Source organism: Halotia branconii CENA392 (assembly GCF_029953635.1).
Taxonomy (GTDB): Bacteria; Cyanobacteriota; Cyanobacteriia; order Cyanobacteriales; family Nostocaceae; genus Halotia; species Halotia branconii.
On sequence record NZ_CP124543.1, the window covers coordinates 2,774,455 to 2,786,912 of the forward strand.

Genomic DNA, 12,458 nt, shown 5'->3' on the forward strand with positions numbered 1-12,458 from the left:
CATGTTTTTGTAATACCTTTAATATCGCTTCAGCGCGGTTGAGAGATTGGTATTCTTGCAACATGGGATTACGCCGACCTACTTATTTGTGAAATGTAAGTCAAATAAAAATCATCACATTTAGTAGTGCAACACTAACATCTAACATCCAAAAGCTAAAATTTACTATGGAGTTTGGAGTCTTTTTCGCTAAGGTTGGAACTTGATTGAGGTCGGTTTGTGCCAATTCGGTTTTACTCAAAGACTGGACAAGACTCAAACCCAGAGATTGACTAGATATAGTTTTGGTGTAAGCAGCGCTGAGATAGGAAGTATATTGTGACTTTCTTGCCGTGTAAGCTTGGAAGAAAGGTAAACTCAAAACGTTCATGTAGTAACGCGCTTGAGAAGCATCACCAACTACATCCGCAGGTAATGAGACTTGTTGGCTGCCTGGGTTACTATTGCCAATTGTGGAGAAGTGAGTTCCACCTACAAGCATCACAAGATATTTTGGGGAAGTGGCAAACCAAGAAAAAGGTAGAATTTGCTCATATAAAGCTGGTGCAACAGTATCATCACTACTACCAACAATCATCACAGGAGTTTTAATTTGGCTTAAACCAGCTTTGCCAAAAATTGAACTAGTAACTGGGTTAACTGCGATCGCGGCTTTTATTCTCTCATCTCGCAAGTTATACTGTTGACCAGACTTACTGTTTAATGCCAAAGCACTACATTGAAATAGTAAAGACATATTCCAACTTTTATTTAGTGTCTTTGGTTGACAGTCTTTTTTTAGTTGTGCAAAGTTAATCTTTGCACCAGCTAAAGCTAAAGCAGTATAGCCACCTAATGATTGGCCAAAAATTCCCACTTGTTGGAGATTTAACCGACCTTTAAATCGTGAATCAGACTTGTTAATCTTTTCTAGTTGATTCAATACATATTTGATATCCAAAGGTCGGTCTTCAAATTCCCTTGGTTTTACTACTTCGTTGGCGTGTCCATCTAATGATAATCGCAGTTGTTTCGCATCGCTACCAGGGTGATTGGGAACAACTACAGCCAACCCGTATGACGCTAGATGATTGGCTAAATATTGAAAGTTACTGCTATCTGAACCTAAACCATGAGAAACCACAATTACGGGTGCAGGACTTTGAACATTGGGAAGATAAACATCAGTCAACAAAAGCCGCTGGCGTGTCGAGTCGAAAAATTTTAATGTATATTTTTGCGACTTAAATTTTCCCTGACCCCGTAAATCTGGTAACTGAGTAAGAGGTTTTGTAATGGTATCAGCTTCTATATTAGACTTTTGAGTAACCGTAGCGATCGCTTGTTGAGTTTGGTTGATTACTTTTTCTAATTCCCCAGCGATAGCAAAGCTACGTGCTAAATCAACATGAATAATCTTAGTAGGATACTTACGCAACAGATTTAATAATGTTAAACCTTCTGGTTCAGCAGCAGCAGCAATTAGCGCTGACCGCAAAGCATAAAATCTTGGTTGTGGTTGACGAGATTTAGTTTTAATCGCTGTTGATAAACGACTTAACAGTGATTCTCCTTGAGGTGTATGGAGAAATTGAGAAGCTACCACCGGACTCACTTTGACAGGAGTAAGTAAAATTTGTTGTAATTCTTGAAATTGTTTTGGTGGCAAATATTGCTGATAAATTGCCAATTCGTCATCAATTACGCCGTTGTTAGCATAATTTTCTAAAGTAGTGGCTGAAATTGACAAATTTAAGGCCGAATAAGATGCATAAATTCGTTCTGCTGCCATTACAGAGTTAGTAATTCCAAATGTTGGCAGCAGCATTGAAAGAACCAGCAAGAGCGAATTTTTTCTCAGGGTGCTAGTCCATTTACTAAACAAACTATTCATCGCTCAACTGTTTCGGTGATCTTGTTTCACGAGGCGTTGGCTTTGGTAGTTATTCAGACACCCTAATTAACAGTGAACAGTTATCAATGATGTATTTGGATTGAAGTCTTAGACTGAATCAGTGAACAGTTAATAATTAACAGTGATGACTGATAACTGACTTAAGTCCTCGACTGAAACTGTGATAACTGATTTAATATTGTTCGTTGTTCGCCTCAAAAATTATGAATTATTTTGAGTTTTTTCTCTTGATTACTATGTGAAAATTTTCATCAGGTAGAGACACGTAGATAAACAAAGTATTCACTTAGTCAGAGATTAGCTTGCACTCACTATGAAATCATAACAAATGAAAAATTACCCTGCCTCAGTATTTTTTGTGTAGCTTTAAACGTACAATAGATAGACTTACTTTAGTATCAATTGAAACTGCTGCATCAATTGAATTAATTCGACTTTCCTAAGGCGATCGCTACTGAACCACCGACTACCAATAATGCTCCTAATACACCTATTAAGGTTATGTTTTCTGGAGGAATTAAAGAAGGTACAAATACTGATACTAATTCAACAGAAATTAAAGTAAAAACAGGAGCTAAAGCTAGCACTGCACTGACTCTCGATGCTTCCCAATGTTCTAATGATTCTGCAAAAGCGCCATAGGCAATTAAAGTATTAAAAGCACAAAATACTAACATTCCTAGATGTAAACTATTGAGCGTTAAAATAGATTCTACTTTGGCTAATGGAGTGAATAATAAAGCACATCCTCCGTAAATAATTAGCATGATATTAGCAGAAGACAAAGATTGTAATAATTGCTTTTGTGCCAAAGCATAAATAGCCCATGCAGCTGCTCCTAACACAACCAAACCACTACCAAAAAGATATGTATCGTGTGCTGTAATTAAGTTAGTCAGCTGGTCATGAAAAAATACCAAATAACCACAAGTAAGAACACTGACACCCAGCCATTGATAGAGTGTGTAACGTTCTTGAAAAATCACTAAACCACCTAAACCTAATAAAAGAGCAGCTAATTGAATGAGTACTTCAGCGTTAGCCGGTGATGTTAAAGCTAAACCTTGCATGAACAGGAAGTAGTTAGCTGCTAAAAATAAAGTAGCAATTGTCAACAGTTTCCCAGAGACAAAACGTAATTGTTCTAACTTTGGTAATTGACCGCGTACCCCTAAATATACTGCTAGCAATATAAATGATGCTAAAAAACGAAACCAAACGACGGTATAGACATCAAGTGCTTGCAGCGTTACCTTGAGTGCAATAGGTAAAATTCCCCATAAAAAGACGGTCAGCAGGGATAACGCTAGACCTAAACGCCAACGACCAGAGCTTTGATGTAGTGACATTTAGCGATCGTAACAAAAATTTGATTAGTAAGTCCTTTCTACTTTGCTGAACGCAAGTTCACCGGGCGCTATCTTGAGCTTTTCCTTGTTTTGCAGGCAAAGGAGAAATTCATCTAACTAAATATTTTTTTGTGAATAAAGAAATAATAACTTTCTGTACAGTTACTATTAGCTTAAAAACTTTATGTACAATCTAATATGTTTATTCAGTGTTTTTTATGACTGAAAAGCATGAAAATTATACTTTTAATAAGTGTGCTAGTACTTACTAGCTTACCCATTTGTTTATTGTTGACCTCAAAAAATCGATTTTTGCTCAAATTTTTGACAGTACAAAGCCAGCAGGCACTCTCAAGCCTAGCAGATAGATTCAAATTACCATCTTTTAAACTTCAAAAGTCTTATAAAACAACTTCATCGTCCACATCATCTGTTAAGGCTGTTGGAAAAGGTTTAACAAAACCTCAACGATTAGCATCAAGATTATCAAAATCAATCACAATTGCTGTGATCGTTTTGGTAGCAATCATAGCTGGAAACACTGTATCTGCTCAGGTGACAGGCACAGCAGCTCTAGCTTCCCTCAAGACCGTAGCTGTTCCAAAGCCTGATAACCTGGAAAACTTTATCAAAGATAAAGTAGCAACAATCAAGTTAGGAAAAGCTTTGTTCTGGGATATGCAAGTTGGTAGTGACGGTATGAACTCCTGTGCTACTTGCCACTTTCATGCTGGAGCCGATAACAGATCTAAAAATCAACTTGCTCCTGGACTTTTACGTATTAACGCAGATGGTACAGATAATCCAGATACGATTTTTGATTTAGGCGGTGCGCCTAACTACCAATTGAAGCCGGAAGATTTTCCCTTCCACAAACTGTCAAATTCCAATGATCCTTCAACTGTTGTATCTGACCGCAATGATGTTGCTTCTTCTCAAGGAGTTTTTAATAGCCAGTTTATTGATGTCATACCTGGCCAGGCGGAAGATAAAGTAAAACTTGTACCAGATTCAGTATTTAATGTAGGAGGTACAAATGTGCGGCGTGTTGAACCACGTAATACGCCAAGCATGATTAATGCGGTATTTAACTTCCGCAACTTCTGGGACGGAAGGGCGCAGAATATTTTTAATGGAGTAAATTCCTTCGGATTGAGAGACCCTAACGCTTCTGTGGTCAAAGCAGAAACTCCTAGTAAGTTAGAATTTGTCAAAGTTAGCCTCAATAACTCTTCTTTAGCTTCCCAGGCTGTTACTCCACCGCTGAGTTCTTTTGAGTCTTCTGCCGACGGTCGCACCTTTGAAGAAATTGGTGATAAATTTGGGTCAATTGACAAGAAATCCCACAGTGTTGCTAAGGGTAAGAAACTACCTCGAAAACTGGCAAAAAAATTACTTCCCCTCAGGCCGCTAGGGAAACAAGTTGTACATCCAGAGGACAGCGTTTTGGGTGTGTACAGTAGATTTCCTCAACCCGGACTGAAGAATAAAACCTACGACCAGCTAATTCAAGATGCTTTCAAACCAGAGTGGTGGAAGTCTAATCAACTTATCCAAGTTAATGCTGACGGTGTCAGGAGTTTCGTCAAAAAGCCTGACCGCAACTTGGAGACTAATGAATACACACTGATGGAATACAACTTCCCCCTTTTCTTTGGGCTGGCGGTTCAAATGTATGAGTCTACACTCATCGCTGACGACACACCCTTTGATCGCTTTATGGAAGGAAACACCACTGCTCTAACCCAGCAGCAACAAAAAGGCAAACAATTATTCGAGGGTAAAGCTCAATGCACTATTTGTCACAATGGGGCAGAACTCACGAGTGCTTCAGTTAGCGCTGCACAGCAGCAACGTATTGGGATTCTCAACATTCCTAATTTGAGAATCTTATTTGACAATGGTTTCTTTAATATTGGTGTGAGACCTACCTTAGAAGACATCGGTGTTAGTGGTAAAGATCCATTTGGTAATTCGCTTTCTGAGACACAACTGGCTCTACTGGGAACTTTTAAACAGCTTCTGGGGTCAGATCCCAATATTACAGTCACCTCCAATGACTTAATAGTTAAGGATGGCAGTTTCAAAACTCCCGGACTGCGTAATGTAGAACTCACTGCGCCTTACTTCCATAACGGTGGCTATTTGACTTTGCAGCAAGTGGTAAACTTCTATAACCGTGGTGGAGACTTCCGCCAGCAAAGTGCCCTCGCCCCACTGGGATTAACTGAAACTGAAAAAGACGACTTGGTAGCCTTTCTCAAAGGATTGACCGATGAGCGAGTCCGCTATGAAAAAGCGCCCTTCGATCATCCGCAACTTTTCGTTCCCAACGGACATCCGGGTAGCTCTACCTTTGTGACTAATGACAGTACAGGCAAAGCTACAGATAGCTTCGTAGAAATCCCGGCTGTCGGAAGAAGTGGTAGTAATGGTACGCCCAATTTCTTGGAAAATTATTAGTCTGTTAATACCAATACGGTTTGACGCTCTCCTCGCTTATAGTGCAATACGGTTCAGTTAGCGTTAAAAAACTGATTTGGTGTAGGTTGGATTGAGGAACGTAGACTTGAAGGGGCTTCTCGAAGAGTAACCCAACATCAAAGCCGCTTTGTTGGGTTTCGCTATCGCTCTACCCAACCTACAATTATCCTTCTGGTTGCATCAGAATTTGGTTAGTCATGGCGATCGCAATAAATCATCAAATATCAACTCCAGAATTAAATGACATCCACGATATACGGGCCATTGTGTACCAAAGCGTATGAGATTACTAAGCCCATTGGTGGAAAGTATCCAGACGTTCCCTACTACATTAAACATCTTTCTCAAGTCGGCGGCAGAATCCTGGAGGCAATGGTAGGGACGGGACGACTACTTATTCCATTACTAGAAGCTGGTCTCAATGTTGAAGGCGTTGATACTTCACCGGATATGCTAGCTAACTGTCGAAAGCATTGTACAGCTAGAGAGCTAAATCCCGTTCTCTATGAAGGTAGTGTAGAAAATCTTGACCTTCCTGGCAAGTTTAGGGCGATCGCAGTTTCCTTCGGCTCATTCATGTTGCTAGAACGAACTGCTGCTATTGCAGCGTTGCAAGCTTTTACTCGTCACTTGGAACCGCACGGACGTATTTATATTGACTTAGAACTACCTATCGAAGATTTTAAAACAGAAAATCTTGTTAAGCAGCGACCGCCAATTACTTGCCCTGATGGCTCAACAATCGTCTTGCAATCCACATCTGGTATAGACTGGCTCAATCAACTCAATACAACTGTGATTCGTTACGAGAAATGGAAGGATAGTAAACTCATCGCCACAGAGTTGCAATATTTAACCCTCCATTGGTTTGGGCGCGATGAATTTATTATGTGTTTGCAGGAAAACGGCTACAAAAACATCACCCTCTGCGCCAATTATACCGATGGGTTACAGCCGAATGGCACTAAGAAAACCTAAAAGGCTTGTGATTTAAGCATTCTGCAATTGTTTGCGTAATTCTTGCCGGGGTTTGGTCAATCTGGGGTAAGCTTTGGGGCGGCGTTTAATAACTCGTGGTTCAGTGCGTGCGGGACGGTCAGGAACTTCTTTGTGAACGATAATTTTTAGCAAAGTGCAATAAAGTCTAAGCCGTTTTTTAGAGTCAGCAACCTCGAATTTGGGAATAAAATTAATTAAATGATGGCGAGTACCTTGTAGCGATAAACGACTTGGAGGGGTATTATAAGTAGTCCCAGCCTGCCACATCAAGCTCCGAAGTAAATTGTAAGCAAGTAAATAAACATGAATTTCTTTGCGTACCATTGAAGGGGTTTTACATCGCAAAACATCCATACCTAGAGTAGTTTTCAAATGTCTTAAATCGAGTTCAACTTGCCACCGTTGATAGTAGATTTGAACTATTTTTAAGGTCGGATAAATTGCTTGATCTAATAAAGTAGTGATTAAACTGACTCTTGCAGTACGAAAACCAGGAATTACAATGTAGTAGTAAATTTCTCGTACAATTATTGAAGGAGGTAGAGCATCAAATTCGTCTTTACTCAACCATGAAGGGCATCTTTTAGGTTTATACCAAGTAACAAGCTTGTCACAGTCTCCAACGATTTTGCCTTTTCGCATGGTTGTTGTGCGAGATGAATGCTTACGAAATACGGCATCACAATCAAGTTGTTTAATAGCAAACATATCAGCGTAAGCGCAAAACGCTCTATCCCCTAAAAGCACATCATTTGGTTTGAGAAAACTGTACAACCTCCTTGCTAATTTAATATCATGGGTGTTCAGAACATCGATACATAATGCAATAGCGGCTCCTGTAGCTAAACTGAATATCACCCCAATTTTGGCAATTGGGAATCCACATCCAGGTTTCTGACTACTAGGTTGAGGGTATTCTTTTTGATTCTCTACAGTGTCCGGCATGGAGACAGTCGAGCCATCTATCACTTTCACATTCCGACCACACCATAAGTTTTCTTGTGTCACTTTCTCTTCTAAATTTTGTGCTGAATAATTGAAGAGTTTCTCCAATAATTTTTCTGGTAATCTCGACCTTGCTTGGCAGTATGCACTTGTATCTGTTGAGGGAACTTCTACCTCTGATTCTGCCAAATGTGCAATTATCTTACTCACAGCATTGTGGCAAGTTTTATCAGTATCTAAAACTTGAGATAAAAATGCCCACAACGTTATAAATGGGTCAAATAATCGCTTTTTGTATTTGATCTTTAAATCAGAGATTGTTTGCCTAATTGCAGATTCTGGCAATAATTCTTTAAAAGGTAGCCCTAAACTTTGATTCAATTTGTCCTTGAGGATTTGTACTCGTAGTGTCACAGTAGTAATTATCGTATTCGCTTGCTCGTCTCAAAAAAAGTATTTCACAGACGAGTAAGCTTTTTCTACCTACAAAAACTTTTTGGGCAACCCTACATCATCTCTCCTAGAGCGATCGCAGTAATCTATGCCATTACTCCGCTCCCTGGCATTAAAAGCTGTAATCCTTATCTCACATACCTTACAGCTTTTCTTAGTGCCATTCGGGTTACAGCCAACTTCCTACAAAGACACCCTATGTTTTTCCGCAGTTTTGGCGTAAAGTCTTTTATTGAATAATCTATATGACGTATCGCTCCTAACCTCGTGACACAAAAAGACGCGCTACTTGACAAGTAAAGTTAGGCAGTAACGGTGATGTGATCACATCATTCACTAACAACGGTGATGTGATCACATCATTCACTAACAACGTCGTCACCAGTTTTAACTGAGCATTGTCTCGCCGATAGACTTCAATCCTTTGAGCAATGCGATCAACAATCCAATACTCCTGCACTCCCTGAACCGAATACAATTTCAACTTAGCTAATCGATCGCGTTCTTCATTAGCTTTTCCCACAGATAGCACTTCCACTACTAGTTCTGGCGCTCCGCGAAAATGCCCCGCTTCATCTTGAATTTGTGCCAACCGTTCATAACTCACCCACACCACATCAGGAGCTACATTATCGGAGTCAGAAAAAATCAGTCCAGGCATAATGGATGGTTCTCCCAAACCACTATCTATCGACCAAGTGTTTAGCACTGAAAAGATACATCCAATTACGTGCTGATGTTTATGGTGGGGCGATCGCGTCACAAACAATTCTCCGTCAATAATTTCATAACGAATCCATTCGTTATCGGGTAAAGCTGCAATATCTTGAATTGTCCAACGAACACCGCCTGTAGTCTGGCTCATGACAGTTAAGGATGCAGAATGAGGATTAATATTTCTTTGTCATCTTCAATACCTTCGCCAAAAAAAGAGTATGAAGAGAGAGGGCGCTTTGTAGTAGAGTTGTTGTCTTCCCAAACGACAACTCAAAAGCTACAATTCGCCCATGTTGGACATCCTATCACTGTTACAATGCCTGCTACCGCAGATCAACGCTACGACGATGCGCCGAATGAACCAGATCATCATGGCCATGTTAGCAATGAGCGGCCGAGCCACCATGTTGGGAATTTCTCGTTGGACAGACATTGGTGGTAGTTATCGGACAATGTTGAGATTTTTTCATACAGTAATACCTTGGGCAACATTGTTTTGGCTGTTTTTTCGTAAACATTTATGGCGAAAGGATGAAGTATATTTGCTTGCCGGAGATGAAGTTGTAGTCAGCAAGTCGGGTAAACAGACTTATGGGTTGGATAGATTCTTCTCTAGCCTAGTAAACAAACCTATATCAGGGCTATCTTTCTTTGTCTTGTCGTTAGTAAGTGTTGAGCAAAGACAGTCATTTCCGATTCAAATAGAACAAGTAATCAAGAGTAATACTAAAACAAATATTCAGTTGTCAAGCGAAAAAATAAAAACCAAAGAAAAACGTGGACGTGGACGACCAAAAGGGAGTAAAAACAAAAATAAAACCGAAGTGATATTCACATCTGAACTATTGCTAATTAAAAAGATGATTAATTCACTATTCAAGTTAGTAGCTAATTTTATTCCCCTAACATACTTGGTAGTAGATGGTCATTTTGGTAACAACAACGCTTTACAGATGGCACGACAAGTGAACTTGCACATAATTTCCAAGTTGCGCCACGATTCAGCATTATATATCCCTTATGAAAATCCTGACTATCATAAACGCTCTCGTCGTAAATACGGTGACAAACTAGACTATAGTAATATACCTGACAAATATTTATCTAAAAGTAGCATTGAGGATGAGATTCAAAGTGATATTTATCAAGCCACTCTCCTTCACAAAGAATTTGCCCAAGCTCTAAATGTAGTGATTTTAGTCAAAACCAATCTTAAGACTAATGTTCGTAGCCATGTAGTTCTATTCTCCAGTGACCTGGAATTATCATTTGAAAAAATAATTGATTATTACAAACTCCGCTTTCAAATCGAGTTTAACTTCCGTGATGCAAAGCAGTTTTGGGGGTTGGAAGATTTTATGAATCTGAGGCAAACTGCGGTAACTAACGCTGCTAATTTCGCATTTTTTATGGTTAATTTATCTCATCATCTTCTCGCTGATTTTCGCCTCATTAATCCCGGCTCCGGCATTATTGACCTTAAGGCTCATTATCGTGGCTTTCGATATATCCATGAAATTTTAAAAATGCTTCCAGAAATCCCTGAGCCTATTTTATTAAACCAGATTTTTGCCAAGCTTACTTCTTTAGGACGCATTCATCCCGTTTCTACGGGCGTTGAACCCTCGTAATTTGGCAGAGGTATTGATCTTGTAACACATTTTCCTCACTACCAACTATAATTAAAGTATAGAAGCACATGGGTCCGTAACGGTTTCGACAGGTTGGCGAACGCTACTCTGTGATTCAGGTCGAGAGTGAGTCTCCTCTCGCAAATCAAAGGCTCAAAACAAAAGTAAATGCGAATAACATCGTAAAATTTGCTCGTCGGGAAGCTCTAGTAGCAGCCTAAAACGCCTCTTACAGGTTCGAGCGTCTCTAGTTTGACTCCGTTAAGGATTAGAGACCAACCCCCAACGGATGCTCTAACAAGCGTTCTCTGGTTGGCTTGTTAGCTAAGATTAAATCAGAGCATCCTACGTTCGGGATAATGAACGATTCCCGCCTTGAGGGTCAGATAGGCTAAACCTGTGAATGAGCGGGGGGTCAATACCCAATTTGGACAGCAGTTCGACTCTGCTCGGATCCACTTAAAAGATAGTTAACAAGTCCACTTGACATTTTGAGATGTAAGTGGACTTTGTTTTATGGCAATTCGTACCTCGACTTCGCTCGGCAACCTAGTTTGTAATTAAAAAAGCCAGATTTGAGCCTTGTAGCTGTTGCTTAGAACCAATGACACAAACCACAGCAATTACAGAAGCGATTACCACTCTATTGGATGCAGAAAATCGATTCGGTTTTGTGCGTGTTGAGGATGAGCAGTTTTTTTCGGAGTGGTATGAAGGATTACCTGAAATTACAGAAGAGGAAAAAGCTTCTGTGGATGTCCTGCGGCGTAGGTATCTCTATCATCGTGCTGGAGGTGATTTACTAGAAGGGACAGTCATGTTGTTACTAGTATCACCAATACTTGCACTCACTGGGTTTTACGATCCTCCTTTTAGGATCAAAGCTGAATCATCCGTGGAACTGATATTGAATGACGGTGAGGAGATACTACGCGGACGGATTGACGTTTTAGTGCTACAAGACCAGTTCTGGGTCATGGTGTTAGAGTCGAAAAAAACCACGCTTTCAGTTTGGTCAGCGGTACCGCAAGCCCTGGCTTACCTGATGGCTAACCCCAACCTGCATAAACCTGTGTTCGGTATGGTGACGAATGGGGATGATATTTTATTTGTGAAAGTAACACAAATAAATACGCCACAGTATGACCTATCAAGGGTCTTCGCTCCATTTGCATCTACCAGAGAACTGTACAGTGTTTTGCAAATTCTTAAGCGGATTGGTCAGGTAATCTCTTCTGTATTGTAAGCGATCGCTATTCCAAAATTTAGAACTATAATCTAATACCAGTTCTGTATGAAGGTGCGCCGAACTATATAAGAAACGAACCACAAAGGACACAAAGTACACAAAGAAGAAATCAGAAGCAAAGGAAATTTTGCGCAGCTTTACAAATAAATGGTATAAGGCAAAAAAGCACGGTCAAGAATTTCTTTGACAAACTGATAAACCTCTGGTTCATTTGACGCTCTTGGCCCAGCAACATTAAGGTTTACTATTCCAAAGTTTGAGATAAATAATTGAAGTTGACTGACAGGATTTATATCAGTTAATTGTTTACACACATGTATATATGGTTTTTGATATTTTTGAGCTGATTCAACAGTCAATAAAGTACCTGCAAAAATCTCTGGAGAAATGGAAAATATAACAGTTCCATCAGAGTCACGGACATTCCATTCAGTCCGCTGAGAATATTTAGATGATGGTGTTTCAGTTAATTTATAGCGTGCATTAATAATACCGTCTTCTGCTTTACGGCCTCTGGGACACCAACCTCCGTGATCAACTTGATGAACTATAGCCCAATCAAGAGCTGCGCGGTCTGCTCCTGTCTGACCACCAGAAATAATTTTTAAAGTGGAAGCTAACAACATTCTTGTCTACATCATTAAGTGCCACTTTATTTAACATGAAGTGGCACTCTAAACTACATCAGTTTGAGTTTTTAATCTTAACTAAACTGTATTGTGTTTTAGAGGGGTTTG

9 protein-coding genes and 1 other RNA gene are annotated in these 12,458 nt (G+C 39.8%); 5 read left to right on the forward strand and 5 right to left on the reverse strand.

Translation table 11 applies throughout. From position 1 onward, the window contains the following. Positions 1-100: 100 nt before the first annotated feature. Positions 101-1,873: an alpha/beta hydrolase gene (locus QI031_RS12155; protein WP_281485398.1), complete on the reverse strand. Its 1,773-nt coding sequence runs from the start codon at positions 1,871-1,873 to the stop codon at positions 101-103. Between the two features lie 446 nt (positions 1,874-2,319). Next, a complete protein-coding gene (locus tag QI031_RS12160; protein WP_281485399.1) occupies positions 2,320-3,243 on the reverse strand; it encodes a DMT family transporter in 924 nt (307 codons plus the stop codon). A gap of 231 nt (positions 3,244-3,474) precedes the next feature. On the opposite strand from QI031_RS12160, the gene QI031_RS12165 reads away from it, so the two are divergent. Together QI031_RS12165 and QI031_RS12170 are read left to right on the forward strand one after the other, a co-directional pair. Further along, the gene (locus tag QI031_RS12165) at positions 3,475-5,706 is read left to right on the forward strand and encodes a cytochrome-c peroxidase (RefSeq protein ID WP_281485400.1); all 2,232 of its coding nucleotides are present in this window, start codon (positions 3,475-3,477) and stop codon (positions 5,704-5,706) included. A 261-nt stretch (positions 5,707-5,967) separates the two neighbouring features. Continuing rightward, positions 5,968-6,705: a class I SAM-dependent methyltransferase gene (locus tag QI031_RS12170; RefSeq protein ID WP_281485401.1), complete on the forward strand. Its 738-nt coding sequence runs from the start codon at positions 5,968-5,970 to the stop codon at positions 6,703-6,705. Between the two features lie 12 nt (positions 6,706-6,717). On the opposite strand, the gene QI031_RS12175 is transcribed toward QI031_RS12170, so the two are convergent. Together QI031_RS12175 and QI031_RS12180 are read right to left on the reverse strand one after the other, a co-directional pair. After that, a complete protein-coding gene (locus tag QI031_RS12175; protein WP_281483121.1) occupies positions 6,718-8,085 on the reverse strand; it encodes an IS4 family transposase in 1,368 nt (455 codons plus the stop codon). A gap of 298 nt (positions 8,086-8,383) precedes the next feature. Beyond that, on the reverse strand, positions 8,384-8,989 hold the full coding sequence (locus QI031_RS12180) for a Uma2 family endonuclease (protein WP_281485402.1): 606 nt from the start codon (positions 8,987-8,989) through the stop codon (positions 8,384-8,386). 142 nt (positions 8,990-9,131) lie between these two features. Here QI031_RS12180 and QI031_RS12185 point away from each other — a divergent pair, with 142 nt between their 5' ends. The 3 genes from QI031_RS12185 to QI031_RS12195 all read left to right on the forward strand — a co-directional run bounded on the left by QI031_RS12185 (position 9,132) and on the right by QI031_RS12195 (position 11,718). Then, the gene (locus QI031_RS12185; RefSeq protein WP_281481729.1) at positions 9,132-10,472 is read left to right on the forward strand and encodes a transposase; all 1,341 of its coding nucleotides are present in this window, start codon (positions 9,132-9,134) and stop codon (positions 10,470-10,472) included. A gap of 70 nt (positions 10,473-10,542) precedes the next feature. Continuing rightward, positions 10,543-10,933, forward strand: a transfer-messenger RNA (tmRNA) gene (gene ssrA, locus QI031_RS12190). Between the two features lie 143 nt (positions 10,934-11,076). Next, positions 11,077-11,718 carry a type I restriction endonuclease gene (locus QI031_RS12195; protein WP_281485403.1) on the forward strand — a complete coding sequence of 214 codons (642 nt, stop codon included), beginning with the start codon at positions 11,077-11,079 and terminating at the stop codon, positions 11,716-11,718. Between the two features lie 140 nt (positions 11,719-11,858). Here the strand turns inward: QI031_RS12195 and QI031_RS12200 are convergent, their stop codons facing one another. Beyond that, entirely contained in the window at positions 11,859-12,347 is a 489-nt protein-coding gene (locus tag QI031_RS12200) for a putative molybdenum carrier protein (protein WP_281485404.1), read from the reverse strand. Between the last annotated feature and the right edge of the window lie 111 nt (positions 12,348-12,458).

What these genes read in the sequence shown, in the direction of transcription:
- QI031_RS12155 (WP_281485398.1), bottom strand. Translation starts at nt 1,873, where the DNA reads ATGAATAGTTTGTTTAGTAAATGGACTAGCACCCTGAGAAAAAATTCG.
- QI031_RS12165 (WP_281485400.1), top strand. Translation starts at nt 3,475, where the DNA reads ATGAAAATTATACTTTTAATAAGTGTGCTAGTACTTACTAGCTTACCC.
- QI031_RS12200 (WP_281485404.1), bottom strand. Translation starts at nt 12,347, where the DNA reads ATGTTGTTAGCTTCCACTTTAAAAATTATTTCTGGTGGTCAGACAGGA.
- QI031_RS12170 (WP_281485401.1), top strand. Translation starts at nt 5,968, where the DNA reads ATGACATCCACGATATACGGGCCATTGTGTACCAAAGCGTATGAGATT.
- QI031_RS12185 (WP_281481729.1), top strand. Translation starts at nt 9,132, where the DNA reads ATGTTGGACATCCTATCACTGTTACAATGCCTGCTACCGCAGATCAAC.
- QI031_RS12160 (WP_281485399.1), bottom strand. Translation starts at nt 3,243, where the DNA reads ATGTCACTACATCAAAGCTCTGGTCGTTGGCGTTTAGGTCTAGCGTTA.
- QI031_RS12195 (WP_281485403.1), top strand. Translation starts at nt 11,077, where the DNA reads ATGACACAAACCACAGCAATTACAGAAGCGATTACCACTCTATTGGAT.
- QI031_RS12180 (WP_281485402.1), bottom strand. Translation starts at nt 8,989, where the DNA reads ATGAGCCAGACTACAGGCGGTGTTCGTTGGACAATTCAAGATATTGCA.